This window comes from Nocardioides nitrophenolicus (assembly GCF_016907515.1).
Classification (GTDB): Bacteria; Actinomycetota; Actinomycetes; order Propionibacteriales; family Nocardioidaceae; genus Nocardioides; species Nocardioides nitrophenolicus.
Map to the genome: position 1 here is coordinate 2,102,745 of NZ_JAFBBY010000001.1, position 24,658 is coordinate 2,127,402.

At 72.8% G+C, this 24,658-nt stretch carries 20 protein-coding genes; 4 read left to right on the top strand and 16 right to left on the bottom strand.

What is annotated here, in order from left to right; translation table 11 throughout:
* Positions 1-30: 30 nt before the first annotated feature.
* The 4 genes from JOD66_RS10270 to JOD66_RS10285 are packed head-to-tail and all read right to left on the bottom strand — an operon-like array spanning position 31 to position 4,885.
* Positions 31-894: an ABC transporter permease gene (locus JOD66_RS10270; RefSeq protein WP_204836775.1), complete on the bottom strand. Its 864-nt coding sequence runs from the start codon at positions 892-894 to the stop codon at positions 31-33.
* Complete coding sequence (locus JOD66_RS10275; RefSeq protein ID WP_204836776.1) at positions 894-1,913, bottom strand: ABC transporter permease; 1,020 nt, start codon at positions 1,911-1,913, stop codon at positions 894-896. Before JOD66_RS10275 ends, JOD66_RS10270 begins: the two co-directional genes overlap by 1 nt.
* Before the next feature lie 57 nt (positions 1,914-1,970).
* The gene (locus tag JOD66_RS10280; protein WP_204836777.1) at positions 1,971-3,434 is read right to left on the bottom strand and encodes an amidase; all 1,464 of its coding nucleotides are present in this window, start codon (positions 3,432-3,434) and stop codon (positions 1,971-1,973) included.
* A complete protein-coding gene (locus JOD66_RS10285; RefSeq protein WP_204836778.1) occupies positions 3,434-4,885 on the bottom strand; it encodes an amidase in 1,452 nt (483 codons plus the stop codon). Before JOD66_RS10285 ends, JOD66_RS10280 begins: the two co-directional genes overlap by 1 nt.
* Positions 4,886-5,159: 274 nt before the next feature.
* Here JOD66_RS10285 and JOD66_RS10290 point away from each other — a divergent pair, with 274 nt between their 5' ends.
* From JOD66_RS10290 to JOD66_RS10300, 3 genes are all read left to right on the top strand, one after another.
* The gene (locus JOD66_RS10290) at positions 5,160-6,503 is read left to right on the top strand and encodes a CapA family protein (protein ID WP_204836779.1); all 1,344 of its coding nucleotides are present in this window, start codon (positions 5,160-5,162) and stop codon (positions 6,501-6,503) included.
* 80 nt (positions 6,504-6,583) lie between these two features.
* Positions 6,584-7,810 carry a M20 family metallopeptidase gene (locus JOD66_RS10295; RefSeq protein ID WP_204836780.1) on the top strand — a complete coding sequence of 409 codons (1,227 nt, stop codon included), beginning with the start codon at positions 6,584-6,586 and terminating at the stop codon, positions 7,808-7,810.
* Positions 7,811-8,404: 594 nt separating this feature from the next.
* Positions 8,405-9,841 (top strand): flavin monoamine oxidase family protein, encoded by a 1,437-nt coding sequence (locus JOD66_RS10300; RefSeq protein ID WP_204836781.1) that lies wholly within the window; start codon positions 8,405-8,407, stop codon positions 9,839-9,841.
* On the opposite strand, the gene JOD66_RS10305 is transcribed toward JOD66_RS10300, so the two are convergent.
* Genes JOD66_RS10305 through JOD66_RS10320 form a run of 4 tightly spaced genes read right to left on the bottom strand, consistent with a single transcriptional unit; the run spans position 9,771 to position 14,598 of the window.
* Complete coding sequence (locus JOD66_RS10305; protein WP_204836782.1) at positions 9,771-10,952, bottom strand: DUF5005 domain-containing protein; 1,182 nt, start codon at positions 10,950-10,952, stop codon at positions 9,771-9,773. The two genes, JOD66_RS10300 and JOD66_RS10305, sit on opposite strands and share 71 nt — an antisense overlap.
* A gap of 9 nt (positions 10,953-10,961) precedes the next feature.
* Positions 10,962-12,518 carry a bifunctional 3-(3-hydroxy-phenyl)propionate/3-hydroxycinnamic acid hydroxylase MhpA gene (mhpA, locus tag JOD66_RS10310; protein WP_204836783.1) on the bottom strand — a complete coding sequence of 519 codons (1,557 nt, stop codon included), beginning with the start codon at positions 12,516-12,518 and terminating at the stop codon, positions 10,962-10,964.
* Positions 12,518-13,468, bottom strand: coding sequence for a fumarylacetoacetate hydrolase family protein (locus tag JOD66_RS10315; protein ID WP_204836784.1), 951 nt, complete (start codon positions 13,466-13,468; stop codon positions 12,518-12,520). The genes mhpA and JOD66_RS10315 overlap by 1 nt, the downstream gene beginning before the upstream one ends.
* Positions 13,465-14,598 carry a VOC family protein gene (locus JOD66_RS10320; RefSeq protein ID WP_204836785.1) on the bottom strand — a complete coding sequence of 378 codons (1,134 nt, stop codon included), beginning with the start codon at positions 14,596-14,598 and terminating at the stop codon, positions 13,465-13,467. The genes JOD66_RS10315 and JOD66_RS10320 overlap by 4 nt, the downstream gene beginning before the upstream one ends.
* A gap of 133 nt (positions 14,599-14,731) precedes the next feature.
* Between JOD66_RS10320 and JOD66_RS10325 the strand changes: the two genes are divergently transcribed.
* Positions 14,732-15,415: a TetR/AcrR family transcriptional regulator gene (locus JOD66_RS10325; protein ID WP_204836786.1), complete on the top strand. Its 684-nt coding sequence runs from the start codon at positions 14,732-14,734 to the stop codon at positions 15,413-15,415.
* A gap of 62 nt (positions 15,416-15,477) precedes the next feature.
* Here the strand turns inward: JOD66_RS10325 and JOD66_RS10330 are convergent, their stop codons facing one another.
* The 8 genes from JOD66_RS10330 to JOD66_RS10365 form a co-directional block, all read right to left on the bottom strand.
* Positions 15,478-16,755 carry an NHL repeat-containing protein gene (locus tag JOD66_RS10330; RefSeq protein WP_204836787.1) on the bottom strand — a complete coding sequence of 426 codons (1,278 nt, stop codon included), beginning with the start codon at positions 16,753-16,755 and terminating at the stop codon, positions 15,478-15,480.
* Positions 16,756-16,839: 84 nt separating this feature from the next.
* Positions 16,840-17,661: a hypothetical protein gene (locus JOD66_RS10335; RefSeq protein ID WP_204836788.1), complete on the bottom strand. Its 822-nt coding sequence runs from the start codon at positions 17,659-17,661 to the stop codon at positions 16,840-16,842.
* A gap of 216 nt (positions 17,662-17,877) precedes the next feature.
* Entirely contained in the window at positions 17,878-18,240 is a 363-nt protein-coding gene (locus JOD66_RS10340; RefSeq protein ID WP_204836789.1) for a cupin domain-containing protein, read from the bottom strand.
* A gap of 60 nt (positions 18,241-18,300) precedes the next feature.
* Positions 18,301-19,596, bottom strand: a complete 1,296-nt coding sequence (locus JOD66_RS10345) for an NAD(P)/FAD-dependent oxidoreductase (RefSeq protein WP_204836790.1) — start codon at positions 19,594-19,596, stop codon at positions 18,301-18,303.
* Between the two features lie 113 nt (positions 19,597-19,709).
* Complete coding sequence (locus JOD66_RS10350) at positions 19,710-21,089, bottom strand: FAD-binding oxidoreductase (protein WP_204836791.1); 1,380 nt, start codon at positions 21,087-21,089, stop codon at positions 19,710-19,712.
* Positions 21,089-22,006 (bottom strand): alpha/beta hydrolase, encoded by a 918-nt coding sequence (locus JOD66_RS10355; RefSeq protein WP_239545183.1) that lies wholly within the window; start codon positions 22,004-22,006, stop codon positions 21,089-21,091. Before JOD66_RS10355 ends, JOD66_RS10350 begins: the two co-directional genes overlap by 1 nt.
* Positions 22,007-22,083: 77 nt before the next feature.
* The gene (locus JOD66_RS10360) at positions 22,084-23,325 is read right to left on the bottom strand and encodes a metal-dependent hydrolase family protein (protein WP_204836792.1); all 1,242 of its coding nucleotides are present in this window, start codon (positions 23,323-23,325) and stop codon (positions 22,084-22,086) included.
* Positions 23,322-24,623 (bottom strand): MFS transporter, encoded by a 1,302-nt coding sequence (locus JOD66_RS10365; protein WP_204836793.1) that lies wholly within the window; start codon positions 24,621-24,623, stop codon positions 23,322-23,324. Before JOD66_RS10365 ends, JOD66_RS10360 begins: the two co-directional genes overlap by 4 nt.
* Positions 24,624-24,658: the final 35 nt, after the last annotated feature.

Here is a 24,658-nt window from a genome sequence, read left to right on the forward strand (position 1 = left end):
GGTCTGGTGGTGGTGTGCAGCGGGAGTCGCTCAGATGAGCGAGCGCTTGCCCGCGTTGAAGCCTTCGCCGACCAGGCCCCAGCCGATCGAGGCCAGGAGCAACGCCCCCGCTGGCGCCAGCGGCAGCCAGGGGCACTGCGTCATGTAGTTCTGCGAGGCGAAGATCATGTTTCCCCAGCTCGGCTCGGGCGGCTGGACGCCCAGACCGAGATAGCTCAGCGAGGACTCGACGAGGATCGCGATGGCCGCGGTGTTGGCGAACTGCACGGCCAGGAGGGGCAGCACGTTGGGGACCAGGTGCTTGATCGCGATCGCCCAGGACGAGACCCCGGAGACCCGCGCCGAGAGGACGAACTCCCGGCTGCGCAGCTCCATGCTGGACGTCCGCACGACCCGGGCGAACTGCGGCACCGAGATCACCGTGAGCACCACGATCAGGATCGGCTTCGTGGGGTCGAGCACCGTCACCGCGCTGAGCGCGAGCAGCAGCGACGGGAAGGAGAGGACCAGGTCGATGCCGGCCATCAGGATCGAGTCCAGCCAACCGCCGCGCAGGCCGGCCGCGATCCCGATCGCGGTGCCGACGACCAGGGCCAGGCTCGCCGCCGCCACCGAGATGAACAGCGACGTCTGGCCCGCCGTGAGCAGTCGGACCAGGTAGTCGCGGCCCAGGTCGTCGGTGCCCAGCCAGTGCTCGGCGGACGGTGCGTCGAAGGGCCGGCCGGCCACCTGCGACGGGGTGAAGTCGGTCCACCACGACGCCGTCAGCGAGAGCAGGATCAGCACCGCCAGGATCACGATGCCGGCAGTCGCCTCCTTGCGCGAGCGGAGGGACGGCCGTCGCCGGCGGCGGCCGGGCAGGCGCGTCGAGGGCGCCTTCGCGAGTTCGGTCATCAGTCTCGTCCGATCTTCGGGTCGATCAGGGGGATGAGGAGGTCGACGATGAAGTTGAGGAGCACGAAGGTGGCGCCGAGCACGAGGATGCAGGCCTGGGCGACGGCGTAGTCGTGCTGGGTGATCGCGCTCACCGTGAGCTGTCCGATGCCCGGGATCGCGAAGACGTTCTCGATCAGGATCGAGTTGCCCACGATGCCCGCCATCTGCAGGCCGGCGACCGTCGCGACCGGAGCCGCCGCGTTGCGTACGCCGTGCCGGAGCGTGGCCTGGAGCTTCGTGCTGCCCGTGGCGAGCGCCGTGCGGATGAAGTCCTGCTCGTAGACCTCGAGCATCGAGCTGCGCATGTAGCGGCACAGGGTGGAGCCGAGCGGCAGGCCGAGCGCGATGCTCGGCAGGATCATGGTCTGCAGGTTCTTCATCGGGTCGTCCGCGAAGGACACGAAGCCCAGCGTCGGCCAGGTCGGGAACAGGGCCGAGAAGATCAGCACCAGCCCGACACCGAACACGAACACCGGGATCGCCAGGCCGACGAAGGTCGCCGACCGGGCGGCGACGTCGACACCGCGGCCGCGGCGCAGCGCGGCGATCGCGCCCGCGGGCACGCCCCACGCCGCGGAGATGATGGTGGCGAAGATGGCCAGCTCGAAGGTGTTCGGCAACCGCTCGCCGATCAGCTCCCGGACCGGCAGGCCGTTGAAGACCGACGTGCCGAGGTCGCCGCGGAGGGTGTTGCCGAGCCAGGTGAGGTACTGCACCGGGAGCGGCTCGTTGAGGCCCAGGTCCTCGGTCAGCTTGGCCCGGGTCGCGGCGTCGCTGTAGGGGCCGGCGAGGGTGTCCACGGGGCTGCCGGGCAGCAGGTGGACCAGGCCGAAGGCGATCAGCGAGAGGGCGAACAGCACACCGAGACCGCGCAGCACGCGCCACAGCACGAAGGTGACGATCGGTGGCAGGCCCGCGAACCGTGGGGGGCGAGCCGTTCGGGGGGCGCCCAGGGCGCCGGGGGCGACGTCGGTCATGTCAATGAGCTCCTACCGATTCGGACGGGAACGGCCGCAGGCCTGTGCTGCTCGATCTCACCGTTGCTCGCCCCTGTTACGTCCAGATGAAGTGTCGGCCGTGGCTCCCGAGCCCGTCCACGCGCGGAGGTGGTCGGTCATCGCGAAGCCGCCGAAGGCGTCCTCGAGCACCTGCTGGGCGGCGAGGACGAGGTCCTCCCGCCAGGCCGGAGCGACCACCTGCACGCCGATCGGCAGCCCGTCGGACACCGCCACCGGCGCGGATCCGGCCGGCAGTCCCGCGATGCTGTAGGTGTGGGTGTAGTTGAAGGACTCGTAGCGCAGGTACCGCTCGCCGGGTACGCCGGCGGGCGGCTCGCCGTGCAGCGGCGCCGGTCCGGCGACGACGGGAGCGAGCACCACGTCGTAGTCCGCGACCCACCGACGGACCTCGGCCCGCAGGTCGAAAATCTCCTGGAGCAGCGCGAAGTAGTCCGCGGCGCTCGTCGAGCCACCGTACGGCGGGTGCCGGACGAGCTCGAGGAACTGGGGGACGTGGTCCTCGGGTCGGTCGCCGACGAGGTCGAGCAGGCGCTCTCCCCCGTCGGCGGCGGTGGCCCGGAAGAAGTACTCGGTGGCACGGCGCACTCCGGCCGGCGGGACGACCTCCACGACCGTGGCTCCGGCCTCGCCGAGCGCCACCGCGGCCTTCTCGACCGCCGCGCGGACCTCGGACACCGGCGCCGCGACGCCGTCCTCGACGTACCAGCCCACGCGGAGCCGGGACACGTCGACGGCGGTCCAGTCCGCGAACGGCACGGGAGGCGCGAAGGGGTCGACGAGGTCCGGTCCGGCCAGCACCCCCAGCAGCGACGCGATGTCGGCGGTGCCGCGGCCCATCGGGCCGACGCAGGTCAGGTCGAAGGTGCTGCCGGCCCGGCCCGGCGGCCAGGCACCCGTCCCCGGCACCCGTCCCGTGGTGGGGCGGAGCCCGAACAGGCCGCAGAAGGCCGACGGGACGCGGATCGAGCCACCCCCGTCGGTGCCGATGCCGAGCGGCGACGCGTCCGCGCCGAGGACGGCACCCTCCCCTCCGCTGGAGCCGCCCGGCGTACGCCGTGGGTCGAAGGGATGGTCGGTCCTGCCGTAGACCCGGTTGTCGGTCTCGTACGACATGCCCAGCTCCGGCATGTTCGTCTTGCCGAGCACCACGGCACCCGCCGCCTTGACCCGGCGCACGACCTCGGCGTCGCGGACCGGCTGGTCGGCCCGGGCCAACGACCCGGTCCGGCACGGCATGCCCACCGCGTCCAGCCCGTCCTTGACGGTGAGGGGGATGCCGAGCAGCGGTCCGTCCTCGCCGGCGCGGATGCGGGCGTCCGCCGCCGCGGCCGCCGCGCGCGCCGCCTCGTCGTCCCGGGCCACGACGGCGTTGAGGTGGGCGACCGCGTCGAGACGGGCGAGGTAGTGCTCGCAGAGCTCGACGGCGGACAGCTCACCCCTGCGCAGCTGCTCGCGCCAGGCGGTTGCGGTGGGCTCCATCAGGCGCTCATCCTCTCGGCCGTGGCGTGGAGGGGCGGACGGCGGTCCGCCCAGGGCGCTGCCTGCTCGAGCTGTGCGGCGAGCTGCAGCAGGAGGTCCTCGCGGCCGTGGGCCGCGACGACGTGGAGGCCGAGCGGCAGCCCGGTCGCGGTGGCCCCGAGCGGCACCGACATCGCCGGCTGGCCGGTGGTGTTGAACTGCGGCGTGAAGCACAGGATGTCCACCGAGCGACGCAGCCCGTCGGGCTGGTCGAAGAAGCCGAGCCGCGGTGCCGCGTGGGGCAGGACGGGCGAGACGAGGAGGTCGAAGCCACCGGCCCACCACGACGCCACGCGCCGGGTGAAGTCGTCGCGCCAGTCCTGGTTGTGCCGGTGCTGGGTCGCGGTGATCCGCTCGCCGATCCCGCGCCACCACCACGCCATCTCCTCGGCCTCGTCCCGCGCGACGGGGCGGCCGGCGAGGCGCTCGAGGTCCTCGAAGAGAGCGGAGACGCTGGGGCTCAGCAGCTCCTGCCAGCGGCGCAGGTACTCGGCGTCCAGCAGCGCCTGGGGGTAGGCGTCCTCGACCTCGTGACCGAGGGAGGCGATCAACTGCGCCCCCGCGCGAGTGACGGCCCGGACCTCCTCGTCGACCGGATAGCCGTTGACCTCCGGTACGTCGAGCAGCCCGACGCGCAGCCGCGGCGGCGCCTGGCCGGCCAGCTCGGCGTACGACGCGGCCGGCGGGGGCGGCACGAACGCGTCCCCGGGACGGTAGCCGGCGGCGAGGTCCAGCGCCGCGGCGGCGTCGCGCACCGAGGTCGTCAGGAAGCCGTTGGTGGTGTGGCCCTCCATGCCGTCCCCCGCGGGCGCCAGGCTGATCCGGCCGCGAGTGGGCTTGAGACCCAGCAGACCGCAGTGCGACGCCGGCATCCTGATCGAGCCGCCGCCGTCGGTCCCCTGCGCGATGGGCACCAGGCCCGCGGCCACGGCCGCGGCGGCGCCACCCGACGAGCCGCCGGTCGACCGGTCGAGGTCCCACGGGTTGCGCGTCGGGCCGTACGCCGCCGGCTCGGTCGTGCAGACGAGGCCGAACTCGGGCACGTTGGTGCGCCCGAGCACGACGAAGCCCGCCTCGCGGATGGACGTCGTCAGCGCGCTGTCCTCCTTCGCCACGTTGCCGATCCGCTTGAGCAGCTCGCTGCCCAGGTGCGACGGCTCGCCCGCCATCGGGGTGCCGAGGTCCTTGAGCAGGATCGGCACGCCGCGGAACGGACCGTCGGGCAGCGGGCCGGCGGCCTCATCGAGCGCACGCTCGAAGCGGCGCTGGATCACGGCGTTGATCGTCGGGTCGAGACTCTCGATGCGCTCGATCGCGGCCTCGACCAGCTCCGTCGGCGTCACCTCGCCGCTCCGCACCAGGCCCGCCTGCGCGGTGGCGTCCAGCCCCGCTGTCTCCCTCGCGATGCTCATGGTCCAGAGCTCCTGAGTCAGGTAGTGCGCCGTGGCGCCGTCGGTGTGTACCGCGCAGCAGACACCCTGCCGCCGAGGGCTGTCCCCACCACCGTTTCGCTCAGCGGACTGGCTCCCCGAACCGGCCAGGAGGCCCACCGGACGGGCGCTCGAAGCGGTGCGACGTTCTGCTGGCCGAACCGCCGCACGTGCCGTGACGGCCGGCGTGTCGGTAGTGACGACGACGACGTCGGCCTCGACGGAAGGCCCGCGGAACCGGCAGGAGTGAGTGCCCATGATGCCCAGCACGACCGTCGAGGTGGCCGCCGTGCCTCGTGAGCCGATCCGGGCCGGCTTCCGGCTCGGCGCGGTCGGCGACCTCATGTACCTACGGCCGATGTCCGCCACCCTGGCGGTCGAGCAGCCGGACCTGGTGCGGCTGCTCGGCTCGGTGGACCTGCTCTTCGGGAACCTGGAGACGACCCTGCTCGACCTCGCCGCCGCGGGCTGCGCACCGGCCGCGGCCTCGGGCGGGAGCTGGCTGCTGGCCGAGCCCGAGGTCGCCGCGGACCTGGCGGCGCTGGGCTTCGGCCTGGTCAGCCTGGCCAACAACCACGCCGGCGACTGGGGCACCGAAGGACTGCTGGGCACCCTGGCCGCGGTCCGCGCCGCGGGCATCACGGCGGCGGGCGCGGGGACCTCGCTCAGTGGCGCGATCGCCCCCCGGTACGTCGACACCGCCTTCGGCCGGGTCGCCCTCGTGTCCGCCACGACGACCTTCACCGAGCACTCCCGCGCGGGCGACCCACTGGGCGAGATCCCGGCCCGGCCGGGCGTCGCCGCGATCCGCAGCAGTCCCGTCGCGACCGTCCCGGACGAGCTGTGGCACCACCTGCACCGGTTCGCCGCCCGCCATCCCAGCTTCCTCAACCTGCCCGGCGAGGACGAGCTGCGCGCCATGGGCGGCCGGTTCCGGCGCGGCACACCCGGCGACGACGGCGAGGTGCGCTACGAGCCCGATCCCGAGGACGTCGCGGCGGTGCTGCTCGCCGTACGGCAGGCACGGCAGAACAGCAACCTGGTGGTGTTCTCCCTGCACTCCCACGAGCCGTCGAACGACGACACGAGTCCGGCCGCGTTCGCCGCGGACCTGTGCCGCCGCGCCGTCGACGCCGGCGCCGACCTCGTGGTCGGGCACGGGCCGCACCAGCTCCGCGGCGTCGAGGTTCGCGACGGCGTACCGATCCTGCACTCGCTCGGGGACTTCGCGATGATGTCCCCCAGCCTCGACGTCGTCCCTCTCGACACCTGGCGTTCGTGCCGCACCGAGCCGGGGGCGGCGACCGTGCCGGAGCTGCTCCATGCGCGCAACCAGGTGCTGTTCGCCAGCGACAACGTGCTGGAGTCCGCGGTGGCGAGCATGCGGTGGGACGAGGAGGGCACCGTCCTCCAGCTCCACCCGCTCGACCTGGGCCGCGACCGGGTGGGCGCCGCGCGGGGGGTGCCGGGACTGGCGCGCGGTCCGCGCGCCACCCGCATCGTCGATCGGCTGGTCGAGCTGAGCAGCGCCGTCGGCACCACCCTGCAGCGCGACGAGGGGCGGGCGGTTCTGCGCCTCCCGGCGCGGCGGGTCCGGTGAACGGACCGCGCGGCGCCCCGGCGGCCCACCTCTCGCGACACCATGCCCGCGACCACCCACCACGTGCACCGAGGAGCCCGATGTCGTCCAGCCCGCTGCCCACCCTGCCGGAGTCGGACGAGCAGGTGCTGCGCACCCGCCTCGACCAGCTCGGCGACCTGCTGCTCGAGACCAGCCACCAGATCCACGCCCGGCCGGAGATCCGGTTCGAGGAGGTCTTCGCGAGCGGGCTGCTCGCCCAGCGGCTGGAGGACGACGGGTTCGCGCTGGTGCGGCCACTGGCCGGCCTGCCCACCGCGTTCTTCGCGACCTACGACACCGGTCGGCCGGGCCCGCGGGTCGCGATCTTCTGCGAGTACGACGCGCTGCCGGAGATCGGCCACGGCTGCGGCCACAACGTGATCGCGTCCGCCGGACTCGGCGCGGCCCTGCTCGTGAAGTCGCTGCTCGCCGACGACCCGACCCTCGGCGGCACGCTCGTCGTCGTCGGCAGTCCCGCCGAGGAGGGCGGCGGCGGCAAGGTCCCGATCATCGCCAGCGGCGCCCTGGACGGCCTCGACGCCGCGATGATGCTCCACCCCTCCGGCGAGAACCTCTCCGCCATGCGCACGCTGAGCCGCAGCGGCCTCCAGATCACCTTCACCGGACGCGCCGCCCACGCCGCGGTCAGCCCCGAGCGCGGCGTCAACGCCCTCGACGCCGCCGTCCTCACGCTCACCGCCATCGGCCTGCTGCGCCAGCAGGTCCCCAGCGACGTGCGGATCCACGCCATCGTCACCGAGGGCGGCGAGGCCCAGAACATCATCCCCGAGCGCACCGTGCTGCAGGCCTCGGTCCGCGCCGAGGACCCGCGGCTGCTTCTCGACGACATCCAGCCCCGCGTGGAGAACTGTGCCCGCGGCGCGGCGCTCGCCACCGGCGCCGAGGTGAAGATCGAGCTCACCGCGCCGACGTACCTGTCCATCCAGCCCAATCCCGTCCTCGAGCAGATCGTCGAGGACAGCTACCACCGCATCGGCCGCACGACCGAGCCGCACCGCGCCGAGGTCTTCCCCGGCTCCACCGACATGGGCAACGTCAGCCAGGTCGTCCCCTCGATCCATCCCAACATCGAGATCGTGCCCGGCCTCGGCATGCACAGCCGCGAGGCCGCCGAGCTCGTCGGCGGCGAGCACGGCGACCGCGCGGTCCTCGACGGGGCGCTGATGCTCGCGATGACGGCCGCGACGCTGTTCCGGCGGCCCGACGTGCTCGCCGAGGTCCGCGAGCAGTTCACCGAGGGTGTCCGGGTCGACCCGATCGTCTGAGACGCGAGCGCGCGGGCCGGCGGCCTCGCTCGGGCCCTGGCGTCGCAGCGTCGTCACGCCGATGCCCCGGAACCTGCCCTCCTCGCCCCAACCGACGAACTGGGTGGCCACCAGGAACACCAGGACGTACCCGAGACCCCTGTCCCCCAGGTCGGCATAGTCGATGGCCAGTGCGATGCAGACCGCGAAGACGATCGGCACGGCCCACACCCAGCGCCGGACCGGCCGGTCGTCGCGGAGCACCCCTTGATGACGGCGAGGTAGCCGACGACCACGAGCGCGACCATCCCGTACGACAGCGGGCGGCCCGAGCGGACCGCGACCTCGCTCTGCATCATGGCCCGAATCCACGGTGCGTCGAGGCGGCGCGCAGTTGTTGTCGGGCTCGGTACACGCCACGCAGGGAATGCCGGTCGGCCCAGGTGTCGTCGGCCCGTCGATCCAGCTCCGGCTCCGGGGGGTGGGATTCACCACGGGATGTAGGCGAACCCGTGGTTCTGTAGCGGAGTTCCACTACAGAACCGGTCATTCACCTACATCCCGTGGTGAATCCCAACCCAGCACGACCCACCCACGGTGGCTTAGCCTCCAAGCATGAGCGACGCCGACCTGGCCGACCTGGCCGACCGCGCCGACCTGGCCGACTGCATCGTCGTCGGAGCCGGCGTGGCCGGCCTGACCGCCGCCCGGCTGCTGGCCGCCGCCGGCCGGCGGGTGGTCGTGCTGGAGGCCCGCGACCGGGTCGGCGGCCGGACGCACTCGCGGCGGCACGACGGCCTGGTGACCGACCTCGGCGCGTCGTGGATCCACGGCATCGACGCCAACCCGCTGCACGCCGCGGTCGCGGCGCTCGGCATGCCGACGACGGAGTTCAGCGTCGGCAGCTTCCAGCCCGACAGCCGCCCGATCGCCTACTACGGCCCCGACGGGGCTCGTCTCGACGCGGCCCAGGTCGAGGCCTTCGCCGCCGACGTCCGCGCCGTCGACGAGCGCCTCGCCGGCGTCATCGCGGCGTCCGCCCGGGGCACGTCGTACGAGACCGTGGCCGAGGAGGCGCTGGCGGACCTGGCGTGGCCGGCCGACCGGGCCGAGCGGGTGCGGGAGTTCCTCCGCCACCGCACCGAGGAGCAGTACGGCGTGTGGATCGGCGAGCTCGACGCCCACGGCCTCGACGACGACCAGGTCGAGGGCGACGAGGTCGTCTTCCCCGAGGGCTTCGACGCGCTCGCGCTGCGGCTGGCCGAGGGACTCGACGTTCGCCTCGGGCAGGTGGTGACCCGGGTCGAGTGGAGCGCCGACGGCGTCGTCGTGCGGTGCGGCGACCAGGAGGTTCGTGCCGGACGCGCGATCGTGACGGTCCCGGTCGGCGTCCTCAGGTCGGGGACGCTGGTCATCGACCCACCCCTGCCCGAGCCCATGGCGGGCGCGCTCGACCGCCTGGAGATGAACGCCTTCGAGAAGGTGTTCCTCCGCTTCCCCGAGCGGTTCTGGGCCGCCGACGTCTATGCGATCCGGCGCCAGGGACCGGCTGCCTCCTGGTGGCACTCCTGGTACGACCTGACCCCGCTGCACGGCGTACCGACCCTGCTGACCTTCGCGGCCGGTCCGTGCGCCCGGGCGGTCCGCGGCTGGAGCGACGAGGCGATCACCGCGTCGGTGCTGGCCGCGCTGCGCGAGATCCACCCGGACGCCGACCTCACGCCCACCTCCGTCGAGATCACCCGCTGGCAGGACGACCCCTTCGCCCGCGGCTCCTACGCCTACATGAGCGTCGGCTCCACCACCGAGGACCACGACGTCCTCGCCACACCCGTCGCCGGCGTGCTGCACCTGGCCGGCGAGGCGACCTGGACCGAGGACCCGGCGACGGTCACGGCCGCCCTCCGGTCCGGGCACCGCGCCGCGGAGAACGTGCTGGGCCGGGCGGTTCCGATCGAGACGCTGTGGACGGACCCGCTCGCTACCCGGCCGGCACCGGGAGGGTCACCCGGAGGAAGCGCGGGCGGTAGCGACGTGGATCGTCGCGGATGACCTCGACGTCGGTGTTGTTGACGCTGTAGCTCACCACCATGGTTCCCGGCCGCGGCAGCAGGTCGGGGTGGGCCAGGGGCATGTAGCGCAGCGTGCCGGTGACGGCGTCCGACGGGATCGCGGCCGCGGCCGGCTGCACGGTGAACGGCCCGGTCGGCCGCGGAGCGGTCCAGATGGTGAGGTCGGTGCCGAGGAACTCGTCCTTCTTGCTGAGCGCGTACCACGTCTGCCCGACCCGGAAGACGCTCAGCGTCTGGGAGACGCCGCCCTGGTGGCCGATGAGCTCGGCGGCGGCCGTGGCGCGGCGCGTCCAGCGCTCGCCGTCCCAGTAGGTCCACGTCGCCGGCCGGCCCACCTCGGCCGGCCGGGAGCGCGCCACCCGCAGCGCGAAGCCGTTGAGTCCCGGCTCGGCGGGACGCGAGGTGCCGTAGATGTACACCCAGCCGGAGTCGACCACCGCGGCCGCGCCCCACATCGGCCGGGTCGGATCGGCGTCGTCGGGCCCGATGTCCTCCACCGACCGAAGCTCGGGGACACCGCCACGCGGCACGTCGAACCGGGCGATGGCCGGGCCCAGGTTCTCGAAGTCGAACACGCCCCCACCGGTCGCCCGGACCCGCTGCACCCCGACGCCGACGATGTCGTAGCCGGGCAGCTCGATCCTGGCGACGGACATCGGCCAGTAGCCCACCCCGTCGCTCCGGTCGGGGACGATCGCTCCGTGGTCGCGCGGGATGACGGCCTGCCCGCACCCGGGCGAGAAGACGAGCATCGAGTTGCGCACGAAGCGCTGACCGTCGAAGTCAGCCGCGCGCAGCGTGTCGCCGAAGACGAAGAGCTGGCGGCCGTCCTGGAGCTCGACGCTGGCACCGACGTCGCCGCCCGCGAACCCGTCGCTGCCTCGCACCTTCGCGACGAAACGGTTCAGGGCCGAGACCGAGTCGACGCCGGCGGTGTCGATGCAGGAGTCGAGGAAGGCCGACGCCTCCGGTGCGGCCGGCGGGGCGGGCGCGGGCGAGCCGTCCGGCGCCCGGACCGTGACCACCGCCCCCACGGCGGCGAGGGACACGATGACGGCCGCCGGCAGCACCCGCCGGGCAGACCACCTCACGCGGTGATCCTAGTGCGGCTGTCGCACCCGCGACCTCGACCTCGCACGGCGCCCGGCGGTGTCCGGAGCACGCCCCAGGAGCGGGTGCCCCAGGACGCCCGCCACGCTTCCGACGGCCAGGACGGTCCGGTCCGGACGCACCAGCGCGGCCTGGTGCCGGCCCAGCCAGCGATCGAGCTCCGGCGCCTCGGTCGCGTCGATGGCGAGCCCGCCCAGGGCGTGCAGTCGCTCGGCCGCCCGGCCCGCCGGCGCCTCGCGGGAGACGAGCACGAACCGGTGGCCGCCGACCGCGTCCAGCCGGTCGCCCGAGGGCAGGACCGGGTTCGGGCAGAGCCGTCCGGGCAGGCCAAGACCGAGCCGGCCGCGATCGACCAGCGCGGAGCGGGACAGTGCCGGGGTCGTGCTGTCGAGCACGCGACCGCGTACGCCGGGCAGGTGGACCAGCAGCGGGACCGCGACGCCGCGCAGCCGGTCGCCGGCGGGTCCGCCCGCCGTCATGGCCCGGCCGACGAGCCCCGCGAGGCGGATCATGGCCCGCGCGTGCGGCGCGCGCTCGGCCTCGTAGCTGTCGAGGATCTCGGCTGGGAGCCTGCCGTCGACGACGGCCGCGATCTTCCAGGCGAGGTTGGCCGCGTCCCTTATGCCGGCGCCCATGCCCTGGCCGATGAACGGCGGGGTGAGGTGGGCGGCGTCGCCGAGGACGAAGACGCCGTCGCGCTGCCACCGGTCGGCCAACCCCGCGCGGAAGGTGTACTCCGCGAGCCGGACGACCTCGAAGTCGGTGAGGTCGGTGTCCCAGGGCGCGAGGAGCGGCGCGAGCGCGTCGAGGTCGCGGTAGTCGGCGGGCGTCTCGTGGTCCAGGAGGGCGAACTCCCAGCGGTGCCGGGTCGCGCCGATCCGCATGTACGTCGCCGCGCGGGTGCTGTCGCAGACCTGGTGCACGCCGCCCCAGTGCCCCAGCTCGCGCGGAGTGGCGACGTCGACCACGAGCCAGCGCTGCTCGGCGAACCCGAGGTCCCGCATCGTCGAGCCGATGGCGGCCCGGACGGTGCTGATCGCGCCGTCGCAGCCGAGGACGAACCGGGGCCGGACCCGGTGCACCTCGCGCGTGCCGAGGTCGACGTACTCCACCTCGGGTCGGTCGGCTCCACCGGGCCGGACGGCGGTCGCCTCGACACCGCCCCGGAAGGTGACGAGCGGCAGCTCGTGCATCCGGGCGCGCAGCACCGCCTCGAGGTCGGGCTGGTCGAACATGTTCGCCTGCGGGTAGCCGTTGGCCGTGCGGGGGTCGGTCCGGTCGAACTGGGCCAGCGTGGCGTGTCCTGACGAGAGCAGCCGCAGCCCGGCCCCGGGGATGGTGAGCGCGGCGACCTGCTCGGCGACCCCGAGACCGGCCAGGATCCGGTGGACCTCGTCGTCGAAGTGCACCGCCCGCGGCTGGGGGAACACCTCGGGCCAGCGGTCCAGCACCAGCGTCGGCACTCCTGCCTGGGCCAGCAGGATCGCGGCGGTGACTCCGGTCGGGCCGGCGCCGACGACCACCGCCTCGGGCTGCTCGACGCTCATCAGGCCATGCCGGGCTCGTGGCGGACCGTCGTGCGCTGGCGTCCGAGGTCCAGCTTGCCGTCCGCGGTTGCGACGTGGATCTCGACCAGGTCCCCGTCGGCGAGGTACGCCGGGTTCTTGGCCTGCGCCTTGAAGAACGCCTTCCACTTGGTGGCGGGCGGGAGGAGCGCACCGATGATCTCGACCGGCTTGGGCGGAGCCTTCAGCGCCGTACCCCCCGGTGTCCCGGTGAGGACGAGGTCTCCCGTGGACAGCGGCTGGAACCGCGCGAGCCCCTGGAGTGCCTCGAGGGGTTGGTAGAGCATGTCGTCGGCCACGACCGCGTCCTGGCGGAGCTCGCCGTTGACCCACAGCCGGAGCCGCAGCTCGCCGAAGCGCTCCCAGTCCCCCGGCTCGAGGACGACGAGCCGCGGCCCGGCCGGCGTGAAGGTCGGGTAGGACTTGGCCTCGAAGAACTGGGTCTTCGGCAGCTGCAGGTCGCGGGCCGAGACGTCGTTGGTGACGACCAGGGCGGCGACGTGGTCGGCGACATTCCGCTCGGTGAGGGTGGTCCCGACCGGCAGGTCCCGGCCGATCACCAGCCCGACCTCGACCTCGTAGTCGAGGAAGCGGACGTGGGCCGGCTTGACGATGTCGTCGGTGGGACCGCTGATCGAGTGGGAGGTCTTGCGGAAGAAGGTCAGCGGCACGGTCTTCGGGTTGAGGCCCGAGTCCTCGATGTGGCTGACGAAGTTCGTCATCTGGGCCACGACGCGGCAGGGCGCCGTCACGGGCGACTGCGGCGCGCCGTCGGGCAGGTCGACCTCCTCGGCGACGACCGCGCGGTCGATGGCCGCCCGGTCGGCGAGCAGCTCGGCGGTGGTGCGCGCGGCGGTGTCGATGGGCGAGCCGGTGCGTGCGGACTTCTCGACGTACCAGCGGTCGGCGATGCGGAGGACGTTGATGCTCATGAGGTGGCCACCTTCAGCAGCCCGCGCAGGCGGGTCAGGTCGAATTCGTTGTCGGACCTCCGCAGCGCGGAGAGGATGGAGCGGGCCTCGGCCAGGGACTCCCGGCCGGGCTTGATGCCCAGGAAGTCGGCGGTGGCCGGCGGCCCCCACTGCGCGAGACCGGAGGCCGTCATCGGCGCCCAGCCGGGCTCGAGGGTGCTGTCGAACAGGTCCCCGTCAGTGAAGTGCTCGACCAGGAAGCCGTGGTCGTCGCGCCAGTAGTCGAAGATCTGGCTGCCCTGGATGTGCCGCCCGATCCCCCACGACCGGCGGTAGCCGGCCTCGCGGAGGAACTCGCCGCCGGCGGCCAGCGCGTCGAGGTCGGCGACCTGGTACGCCGAGTGCACGTAGCGCGCCCGCGGCCCCAGGGCCATCGCGAGCGTGTGGTGGTCGGCCGGCTCGCTGCCGCGATCGCAGCGGATGAAGCTCATCGTCGGGCCCTTGGCCCGCTGGCCGTCGTAGTAGAGGAAGTCGCTGACGATCAGCCCGAGGTGGTCGAGATACCAGTCGAGCGTCTCCCGGTAGCGCGGCGTCTGGAGCACGACGTGGCCGAGCCGCTCGACCTTCGCCGGGGCCCGCGCCGGGCGCTGCGGGGCGTTCGTCCGCGTGACCCGGCCGCCGACGTTGTGGACCAGCGGCTCCTGGCCCGGCAGCGCCGCGAGGGGGTGGCAGCGGGCCACGACCCGGACCCGCGCGCCGCTGGGGTCACGGACGTCGACACTGAGACCGCCCAGGCTCTCCGGCAGTCGGGTCACCGCGACGTCGAGGTGGCCGGCGAGCCGGAGCAGGTCGGCGTCGTCGGCGGCCAGGAAGGCCGGCCCGGTGAAGCGCGACCGCGCGCCCCGTCGTACGACGACGGCGGGACTGCCCGCGAGCGTGCCGCGCAGGTGCAGCTCGTCCCGGTCCTTGAAGCTGGTGGCGAAGCCGAAGGCGTGCGCGAAGACCTCGGCCCCGTCGAGGTCCGGCTTCTCGAACTCCAGCCAGGCCAGGTCGCGCACCTTGACGACCGGGTTCCGCGCCCGTCCGGGGTGCTCGCCGGCCAGCGCTCCGTGCTCGCTGTGCAGGTCACTGTGCGTGTGGTGGGTGGACATCAGCTCTCCTCTTGACTGACGTAATCGTCAACCAAGGGCAAGGTCCGCGTCAAGGTTTCTTGACGAAATCGTCAGATCTGCTGATCCGCACTAAGGTGAGCGGCAGCGCACGCGGCGAGCGAGGAGGCGGACGGTGTCGGAGGCGATGTCCAAGGCGGCGAGCACCCGTGGCGCGCGGCGCCGGGCCCAGACCCGGTCCGCGCTCGTCAAGGCCGCCCAGCAGCTGATCGCGGAGAACCGCACGACCGTCGCGATCCTGGAGATCACCCAGCTCGCCGACGTCGGGATGGGCTCGTTCTACAACCACTTCGACAGCCGGGAGCAGCTCTTCGAGGCCGCCGTCGACGACGCCCTGGAGCAGCAGGGCGCCTTCCTCGACCAAGTGACGGCCGGGCTCGACGACCCGGCCGAGGCGTTCGCGCGCAGCTTCCGCATGGTCGGCCGCCTGCACCGACAGGTTCCCGAGCTGAGCAGGGTGCTCCTGTCCCAGGGCGCGGCCCTGGTCACCTCCGACCACGGCCTCGCCCCCCGCGCGCTGCGCGACATCCGCGCCGCGGTCGGGGCCGGCCGCTTCTCCACCAGCGACCCCGACGCCGCGCTCCTCATCGCCGGCGGCGCCGCCCTCGCCCTCGCCCAGCACCTCCACGAGCACCCCGACGCCGACGACGCCGCCCTCACCGACACCGTCACCGAGTCGCTGCTGCTCATGCTGGGGCTGGGCGCCGACGACGCCCGCGCGATCGTCGCCCTCGACCTCCCCGATGTCGGCGGACCGCTCGAGGAGTTCCTGGCGGCGTCACCCGCCGAGCCGGTCTGACAGCCTGGCCCACGCCACCGGCCCGAGCCGCCCGCGCCACGCAACGGCTCCCGCCAGCGCCCTCAGCGCCGTATCCGGACCTTCCGCGTGCTGCCGGTGACGGTCGCGACCGCCTTGGTCACCGGCTTCTTGCGGACGATCTTGAGGCCCTTCCTGGTCAGCTTCACCTTCACCTTCGCCTTGGCACCGGCAGGCAGGCTGTAGGCCTTGGCGGCGTTGAGGCTCTTGCCCTTGACCGTCAGCTGGACGACGCCCTTGCAGGGATCGGCGCTGATGCATCGGATGGTCAACGCGACCTTCCGCCGGGTGACCCGAACGCCCTTCTTGGGTGCCTTCACCGTCGCGACACCCGAGGTCGTGGGGCTGAGCTTCGCGACCCCCCACACCACCGGGTTGGTGAGCAGCGCGGCTGCGTAGATGCTCCGGTCCGGTCCCGTCGCGAGAGCGGTGACCTCGCTGCCGGCCCACGCCTCCTGCAGGAACACCCCGGCCGCGTTGAAGATCCGCACCGGCTGGCTCGCGGTGCCGACCGCGATCGTGCCGTCGGGCATGACGTCGACACTGTGGGGACGCGACCCGAACTGTCCCGGCCCCCACCCGGCTGAGCCGAACGTGGCGAGGAACGCGCCTCCGGGAGTGAAGCGCTGGATGCGGTGGTTGTTGCCGTCCGCGACGAGGACCGTTCCGTCGGGCGCGGCGGCGACGTCGTAGGGCCCGTCGAGACGACCGGTCGCGGCACCGGACGACCCGACCTTCGAGACCGCGCCGGTGACTGCGTCGAACCGGTAGACGGTGTCCGCGATCGGGTCGGCGACGTAGGCGTTGCCGGCCTGGTCGACGTCGAGGCCCCAGGGGGTGAAGTCGGCGACGCCCGGTGGCCGGAAGGTCGCGAACGGCGTGCCGTCGGGGCGGTAGACGTGGATGCCGGTGTTGTTGGAGTAGTCGCTGACGAAGATCAGTCCGTCGGGCGACACGGCGACGCCGGTGGCGGCGACGTCGCCGCCGATCGAGAACTGCGAGACCAGGGTCCCGGAGGTCGAGTAGACCTGCACCCGGTCGTCGGTGTCCGAGACCGTCACGACGCTCGTCGCCGTGGCATCGACGGCATCCGCGCCGAGGCCTCCGACCTGCCACTGCGCGGCCAGCGCCCATCGCGCTCCCGACGACGAGGTGCTGCGCGAGGCCCCGGGCTGTGCCTGCGCGGCGGGGAGCCCCACCAGCGCCAGTCCGAGGGCGATCAGCAGACCGAGGGCCCGGGCCCCTGGTTTGTCGATGACCAACGTGCACCTCTCGGTCTCCCTGGCGACCTCGGTCGTCGCGAGGCGCGCACCTTCGGTCACGAATGACCAGTACGACGTCACCCTAGGATCGGCGCCTCCACGCACCTCGGTCCTGGATCTGTGAAGTTCCGGGACGCTGCTCGGTCACCAGGACCAGGAGATGCCGAGGGCGCCGGGCCCGAACCCACGCACCGCGTGGTGGGCGCTGCGCGCGCCCCGCAGATCGACCGCGACCTCGACGGGCCGACCGCCCAGCTCGGCGGTTCGGACGCGGCAGCTCGCAGGCACCCGGTCGAACCGGACCCAGAGCTCGATCTCGCTGATGCGTCGCGGCGGGTTCAGGATGAACTCGGTGTCGGGCTCGCTGTCGTGCTCCGGTATTCGCAGCGACGCCTCGACGATCGCCGACTCCCCGCGGACCAGCGAGCGCTCGAGCAGCAGCTCGTGGACGAGGAGCCCGACCTCACGGCGGTCGACCCGTCGTCCCGGACGCGCTCCCCGCAGCTCCACGAGCTCGACGGCCTCCGGCAGCGCACGCTCGGCCAGGAACCACATCGGGATCCGGTCGACCGCGTCCTGCACCGCGCGCAGACGGAATCGGAGCCGGACCCGGCTGAGACAGCCGTGCTCGTCGAGGTCGACGGTGAACGAAGCTGCCTCCTCGACCGCCCACGATGGCGCATCGGTCAGCTCCAGCTCACCGAGCGCGACGTCGATCAGCTGGGCGTTCGTGCTGTCGAGGGTCTCCTGGACGTCCGCCGACCGGGCGATGGCACCGGATCGGCGGGACGGACCGCGACGATCGACCAAGCTGCCGGAGCGGAGGTCCAGCAGGTCCTCGATCTCGGCCAGCGCATCCAACGACGCGGAGCCCTCGGGGCGTCGCTGACCGGAGCGCCAGTAGCTCAAGGTCGAGAGCCCGACCCGGAGGCCGCGCTCGCGCAGCCGTCCGTGCAGCCAGGTCAAGGACCGACCACGGTCCCGCAGTGCTCGCGCGAGAACGTCCGAGAGCTCGTCACCGGCCGCCGGTCGGGTCCTGGGACGATGGTCGTTCACAGTCCAGACCTATCCCACCGGAACCCACGGCCGGAAACACCGCCAGCCCGATCGACGCAGACAGCCGGGGTCGGCGCGGCGCGGCCGCGGTCGCGGGTGCGCCGGCGGCGCCGAGCGGGCCCCGGGTCAGCCGCGGTAGACGACGAAGAACTTGCGGATCCGCTCGGTGATCTCCCAGGTCCCGACCCAGCCGATCGGGAACACCGCGGCGGTCCCCGCCGTCAGCACCACCGGCTCGCCACCGTCCTGCGTGACGACCATCCGGCCCGAGAGCACCAGGATCACCTCGCCCCGGTCCAGGAACTCCCAGCGCGAGCACCCCGGCTCCGCCTCCCACACGCCCGAGAGCACCCGGGCGTCGTCGGAGGTGAACGGCACCGCCGAGCGGACCGCGATCTCGCCCTCGAGTACGACGGCGCTCGGCGGGCCGAGGAGGCTCTCGTCGAGCGCACCCTGGAAGAGGTCGGCGGGCGGGAAGGTGAGGGTCATGGTCGGGTCCTTCGCAGATGGGGGGGTGGGGCCGGAGCCCGGTGGGGTGGGCGGCGGCGGTCAGCCGAGCACGGTGCCGGACGAGGCCGCATTGGGCGGCCGGCGTCGCGAGAAGGCGCCGAGGTCGATGACGTGGCCGGTGTGCGGCGCGGTGTAGCTCAGCGGCTGCGCGTCGTGGTCGGCGCCATTGGCCACGCCGTCGATGATGGTCGTCATCAGGGATCCGATGAGCGGGGCGTTCTTGAACTGGTTGCCGCTGGTGCCCATCGCCACGTAGTAGCCGGCTGCCTCGGTCCGGTCGTAGACCGGCGCCCAGTCCCCGCTGGCGTCGTACACACCGGCGATGCCGCGCGGGCGGTTGGGGACGGCGAGGTCGGGGAGCCGCCGCGCGCCACGGAAGACCTGGGCCTCGAAGCGCTCGGTCGTCGGATGGGGGTTGGCGGCGTCGGGGTCGTCGATCCACTCCAGCGGGTCGCAGTCCGGCTCGGTGCCGCCGATCAGCAGGTGGCCACCCGACTCCCCGCGCAGGTAGATGCCGAGGTCGGCGTCGGCGATGACCGGGAAGCCGGCGGGCAGGGTGGGCGGCGCGGCGACGTGGTGCACCTCCTGCCGGACGGGCGCCACGGTGACCGTGAAGTCCGACCCGATCCCGGCGAGCCGGTTCAGCCCGGAGGACCAGGGCCCGGCGGCGTTCACGACGATGGCGCCCTCGAGCACCTCGCCGTCGTCGAGGGTCACCGCCCAGGTCCGCGACCGCTGCTCGAGGGCCGTGACGGTCCTGCGATAGCGGAAGACCGCGCCGGCGTGCGCGGCAGCGGCGGCGAGGTTGGCCGCGGCGAGCCGGGGATCGTCGACATAGCCGGCGTCCGGGGTGTAGATGGCCCCGAGGGTGCCTGTGGGAGCGTCGAAGAACTCCTCGGACGTGACCGGCTTCGGCGGGAAGTAGCGTCCGGCGTCCACCCCGGGCAGGGCCCTGGTGAGCTCCTCGGGTCCCCACTCCTCGAACGGGATGCCGGCCTCGACGAACATCTTCGCCATCCGGTCGCGCGGCATGATGTCGACGTCGAGGAAGGCCAGGCCACAGCGCTGGAAGGACGCCAGACCCGTCGGGTCGGCGTACCCGAGGTGGTCGGCCCAGGCCTCCCAGCGGAACTTCGACTCCCACGCGGCGGCCATGCCGTCCCAGGTCGAGTAGTTGAACCGGACGACGGCGCTCGACGCGCTCGTGGAGCCGAAGCCGGGTCCGCCGGCCTTGTCGACGACGGTCACGGAATACCCGGCACGGGTCAGCTCCAAGGCGATCGAGGCGCCCACCACGCCTGCCCCGACGATGATGGCGTCGGCGGTGTTGCTCATGTGTTACCTCCGGGGTCGGTGCTGCTCGGTCGCGGCCGCGGGTGGGCAGGCCGCAGGAGAGGCAGGACCCGGATGGGGTCGTGCCTCGGGGGTGCTGGGCCGGGGGCCCGGGGTCAGCCGCGGTCGGCGGCGATCACCTTGCCGGGATTGAGGATCCCGTGCGGATCGAGCGCGGCCTTCACCGCGCGGTGCAGGTCCAGGACCTCCGCGGACAGCTCCTGGGTGAGGCCGTCCATCTTGAGCAGGCCGATGCCGTGCTCCCCGGTCACCGTGCCGCCGAGGGCGATCGCCTCGTCGATGATCTCCCGGAAGGCGCGCTGCGCCCGCTCGCGGGCCTCGTCGTCCCCGCGCGGCGTGATCAGGAGCGGGTGCAGGTTGCCGTCGCCGGCGTGCGCGATGTTGGCGATCAGCGTCTGGTGCCGCTTCCCGATCGCCTCGATCCGGGCGAGCATCTCCGGGACCGCCGCCTTGGGCACGCAGACGTCCTCGGTCAGCACCGGTCCCAGCCGCTCCAGCGCCGGATAGGCGAGCCGCCGGGCGTCGAAGAGCGCGTCGGCCTCCGCCTGGTCGGTCGACCGCGCCGCCCAGGTCGCGCCGGCCGCCTCGAAGCACGCGCGAATCGCCTCGGCCTCGTCGTCGCCGGCCGCGCCGGGCAGGTCGCAGCGCGCCAGCAGGATCACGTCCGCCTCGACCGCCAGGTCCATCTTCTTCCACCGGTCGACGGCCTCCAGGCAGTGCCGGTCGACCAGCTCCAACGCCGACGGGACGATGCCCGCCGCGCCCACGGCCGTGACGGCGCGTCCGGCGTCGACGATCGAGGAGAAGTACCCGGCGACGGTGCGCTCCGGCGGTCGCTGGGGGCGCAGCCGGACGGTGACCTCGGTGATCACGCCGAGCGTCCCCTCCGAACCGACGAGCAGCCGGGCGAGGTCATAGCCCGCGACCCCCTTCGCCGTACGCCGGCCGAGCCGGACCAGCTCGCCGGTCCCGGTCACGACCTGCAGCCCGAGCACGTAGTCGGCCGTGACGCCGTACTTCACGCAGCACAGGCCGCCCGCGTTGGTCGCGACATTGCCGCCGATCGTGGACCAGGGCGCGGACGCGGGGTCGGGCGGATACCACAGTCCGTGCTCTGCGCAGGCGCTGCGCAGGTGGTCGTTGACGACACCCGGCTGCACCACGGCCAGCCGCTCCACCGGATCGATCTCGGTGATCGCCGTCATCGCCTCGGTCGACAGGATGACGCATCCGTCGACCGCGTTGGCTCCGCCGGACAGACCGGTGCCCGCTCCGCGGGGCACGACGGGCACGCCGTACTCGATGCAGGCGCGCACCACCTCCTGGACCTCCTCGGCGGTGCGCGGCCGGACCAGGACGAGGGGCGTCCCGTGGGGCGCCCACTCGGCCTCGTCGTGCGCATAGCTCGCGGTCACCGCGGGGTCGAGCTGGATCCGATCGGCGGGGATCCGCTCCCGCAGGCGTTCGACCAGCATCACGCCGGACTCGACCAGCAGGTGCGCATGAAGCTGAGGAAGGCGGGCTGGAGTCCGGTCAGATGGGTCTCGCCGAGCACCTGCGTGGTCAGCGCGAGACCCGACTCGGCGGAGCGCAGCGTGTCGACCAGCGCGGTGAACCCGCGCCCGATCGTGCGATAGATGGCCAGCTCTCCGGTCATCTCGGGCCCGTTGATCGTCAGGTGGAGTCGCTTGCCGGTCAGGTCGAGCGGCTTCTCGGCGAGCGCGAGCGCCGTGCTGTCGAGCGAGGCGACGCCGGGGCTGCCCGCGCCGTAGGCCGTGAACAGCGAGCAGCCGGTGAGCAGGGCGTAGAGCGAGAAGAGGCCGCCGTAGGAGTAGCCGAACAGCCCGTGGCCCTCCTCGGCGACCCGGTAGCGACGACTGATCTCCGGATGGAGCTCGTCGGTGAGGAAGGCGAGGAAGGCGTCGGCCCGGGTGTTCGCCAGGTCGGCGAGATAGGCGTCGGCGTCGGCCCGCGTCATCAGCCCCTTCTCCACCGCGAGGTCCAAGGAGCCGCGCATCGCCGGCGGGACCGGCTCGCCCGGCGGCACCAGGTCGCGGTTGCGCACCCGGGACCAGTCCTGGGCGTCCGCCCCGGCGTAGCCCACGGTCACCTGCAGGTAGGGCGCGATCGGCAGCGCGGGATCGCCCTGCATCACGGCCAGCGGCGCGGTCTGGCCGACGCTGTAGTTGCCGTCGGTCACGTAGAGGGCCGGGTAGGTCGCCTCCTCGTCCTGGGCGTACGTCGGCGAGGTGGTCACCCAGATCGCGAACCGGGCGCCCACGGACGCCGAGTCCAGCTCGAAGTACTCGGTCGCGCCGAACACCTGGTCGGCGCTCATCGCGGGCGCGGTCCGGCTCGTCGCGTCCTGGTCGTTCTCTGTCTGCTCGCTCATGCTTCCTCCTCGGGTCGTTGGGTACGCCGAGCCACGGGCCGGCGCGGGGAGGCGGGCCGGTCCGGGTCGGCGTCAGGTCAGCTCAGCCGGTCCTTGACGATCTCTCCGCCACGGACGATCAGATCGAGGTGGTGGCCGCCCGCGGCGAGCAGGCCGATGTCGGCCAGCGGGTCGCCGTCGACGACGATCAGGTCGGCGTACGCGTCCGGCCGCACGCAGCCGAGCCGGCCCTCCTGCATCAGGACCTCGGCCCCGACCGAGGTGGCCTGGCGCAGGATCTCCAGCGGCGTGAACACCTCGCGCCGGATCTGGAACTCCCGGCTCTGCTGGGGATAGAAGCCGGCGAGCAGGTCGGTGCCGAAGCCGACCTTGACGCCGGCGTCGCGGATCACGTCCAGCCCGGCCATCGCGTCCTCGTAGACCGCGTGCAGGTTGTCCATCCGGTCGCTCGGCAGGCCCATCTCGAGCCCCTGCTCGACGAGCGAGAAGAGGCAGACCATGGTGGGCACGACGAATGCGCCCCGCTCCGCGACGAAGGCGGCGGTCTCGGCGTCGATGAGCGCGGCGTGCTCGATGCAGCGCACCCCGAACTCGACCGAACGGCGCGTCGACTCGCTGGTCAGGCAGTGCGCGGAGACGTAGGTGCGCCGTTCGACGCACTCCTGGACGATCGCGCGGATCTCGTCCTCGCGGAACTGGTTCATCCAGATCGGGTCGCTCGGCGACATCACGCCGCCGGAGGCGACGATCTTGATGCAGTGCGCGCCCCGGCGCAGCTCCTCGCGGGTCGCCTTGATGCACTCGTCGACGCCGTCGGCGATCACGCCGGCCCAGTTCATCGTCACGCACGAGCAGTAGCCGTGGGTGTGATGCTTCTCGTTGGGCGTGCGGTAGTCGACGTGACCGCCGGTCATCGACAGGATCTTGCCGGCGTAGAAGAAGCGCGGCGCCCGGACCAGGCCGTCGGCGATGGCGGCCGCCAGCGGGTAGTCGCCGCCGCCGATGTCACGCACCGTGGTGAACCCGCTGTCGAGTGCATGGCCGAGCTTCCGGATCGCATAGGCGGTGCGGTACGGCGCGTCGCGGTCGTTGAGCACGCGGGGGTCGAGGTCGGAGAAGTAGGAGTGCACGTGCAGGTCGATCAGGCCCGGCATCAGCGTCTTGCCGGCGACATCGATCCGCTGCGCCGCGTCGGAGTGGAGCGGACGATCGGAGATCTCGCGGATGGTTCCGTCCGCGATGAGGACGCTCATGCCCTCGGGGCACTCGCCGGAGCTGCCGTCGAAGATCCGGGCGTTCTCGAGAATGATCTGCGTCATCGCCACTCGTCTCCCAGCTCGCTCGATGCGGGATCGGCCGGCGGCTCACGGTACCAAACCAGCACCACCGCGAGAGCGACCAGCGCGGTCGCCGCGACGAAGGCCGGGAAGGCCAGGTGGGAGCCGGTCGCGTCGGTCAGCCACACCGCGACGAAGGGCATGAAACCGCCGATGATGACGGTGAGGTTGTAGGCCGCGGCACCCGCCGTGACCCGGACCTTCGCCGGGAACAGCTCCACCACGTTGATCACGGCCGGGGTGATGAACGCCGACAGCGGCAGCGCGAAGATCAGCGCCCCGAGCAGACCCCAGGCGAAGGTGCCGGTGGAGCCCAGCAGGAAGGTCGGCACCACGCCCACCGCCATCGCGCCCGCCCCAGCGATCAGGATCGGCCTGCGCCCGACGCGGTCGGCCAGACCACCCGTGAGCAGGATCCCGGCGATGATGACCAGGCCCGCGATGGTGTTGATCGTCAGCGCCTCCTTCTCCGAGAAGCCGTTGGCGAGCATGAACGCGAGATAGGCGGCGACGCTGACGTAGACGGCGATCGAGTAGAACGTGCCGAAGCCCAGGTACAGCAGGATCGCGCGGCCGTTCGCGCGCATGGCCGGCCAGAAGGGCTCGGGGCTCGGGGCTGTCGGGACGTCCCGCTCCACGTGCAGCTGCTGGAACTCGGGGGTCTCCTGGAGGGAGCGCCTGATGTAGAGGCCGATGAAGCCGAGCGGAAGTGCCGTCGCGAAGACCACGCGCCAGCCCCAGGACTGCATCTCGGCGGCCGGCAGCACCAGGGTCAGCAGGGTGCCCAGCAGCGAGCCCAGGACGATCGAGCAGAACGTGCTGACGCCGAGGAAGCTGACCATCCTGGCCCGCCGCTCCGCCGGCGCGTGCTCGTAGAGGAATGCGGCGGCGCCGGCCAGCTCACCGCCGGCCGCGATGCCCTGGGCGATGCGGGCGCAGATCAGCAGCACCGGCGCGGCGATCCCGATCGCGGCGTACGACGGGATCAGGGCCACGCAGAAGGTCGCGACGGACATCAGCGTGATCGTGACGTAGAGGATGTGGCGCCGGCCGTAGCGGTCGCCGAGCCGGGCCAGGATCACCCCGCCGACCGGGCGCACGAGGAAGGAGACGCCGTACGCCGCCCAGGTGTTCAGCATGGCGGCCGTCGGGTCGTCGGCGGGGAACATCGCCTTCGAGAGGTAGGCGGCGACCACGCCGTAGACCGCGAACTCGTACCACTCCACGAAGTTCCCGATCGACGCCGCGACCACCGTCCGGCGCAGGCTGGTCCCACCCACGACGGCCTGTGGCGGGGCTGTTCTCTGAACACTCA

Excerpts from the sequence above, each read along its gene's own strand:
- JOD66_RS10270 (WP_204836775.1), bottom strand. The coding sequence starts at position 894 with ATGACCGAACTCGCGAAGGCGCCCTCGACGCGCCTGCCCGGCCGCCGC.
- JOD66_RS10275 (WP_204836776.1), bottom strand. The coding sequence starts at position 1,913 with ATGACCGACGTCGCCCCCGGCGCCCTGGGCGCCCCCCGAACGGCTCGC.
- JOD66_RS10280 (WP_204836777.1), bottom strand. The coding sequence starts at position 3,434 with ATGGAGCCCACCGCAACCGCCTGGCGCGAGCAGCTGCGCAGGGGTGAG.
- JOD66_RS10285 (WP_204836778.1), bottom strand. The coding sequence starts at position 4,885 with ATGAGCATCGCGAGGGAGACAGCGGGGCTGGACGCCACCGCGCAGGCG.
- JOD66_RS10290 (WP_204836779.1), top strand. The coding sequence starts at position 5,160 with ATGATGCCCAGCACGACCGTCGAGGTGGCCGCCGTGCCTCGTGAGCCG.
- JOD66_RS10295 (WP_204836780.1), top strand. The coding sequence starts at position 6,584 with ATGTCGTCCAGCCCGCTGCCCACCCTGCCGGAGTCGGACGAGCAGGTG.
- JOD66_RS10300 (WP_204836781.1), top strand. The coding sequence starts at position 8,405 with ATGAGCGACGCCGACCTGGCCGACCTGGCCGACCGCGCCGACCTGGCC.
- mhpA (WP_204836783.1), bottom strand. The coding sequence starts at position 12,518 with ATGAGCGTCGAGCAGCCCGAGGCGGTGGTCGTCGGCGCCGGCCCGACC.
- JOD66_RS10315 (WP_204836784.1), bottom strand. The coding sequence starts at position 13,468 with ATGAGCATCAACGTCCTCCGCATCGCCGACCGCTGGTACGTCGAGAAG.
- JOD66_RS10320 (WP_204836785.1), bottom strand. The coding sequence starts at position 14,598 with ATGTCCACCCACCACACGCACAGTGACCTGCACAGCGAGCACGGAGCG.
- JOD66_RS10340 (WP_204836789.1), bottom strand. The coding sequence starts at position 18,240 with ATGACCCTCACCTTCCCGCCCGCCGACCTCTTCCAGGGTGCGCTCGAC.
- JOD66_RS10345 (WP_204836790.1), bottom strand. The coding sequence starts at position 19,596 with ATGAGCAACACCGCCGACGCCATCATCGTCGGGGCAGGCGTGGTGGGC.
- JOD66_RS10350 (WP_204836791.1), bottom strand. The coding sequence starts at position 21,089 with ATGCTGGTCGAACGCCTGCGGGAGCGGATCCCCGCCGATCGGATCCAG.
- JOD66_RS10355 (WP_239545183.1), bottom strand. The coding sequence starts at position 22,006 with ATGAGCGAGCAGACAGAGAACGACCAGGACGCGACGAGCCGGACCGCG.
- JOD66_RS10360 (WP_204836792.1), bottom strand. The coding sequence starts at position 23,325 with ATGACGCAGATCATTCTCGAGAACGCCCGGATCTTCGACGGCAGCTCC.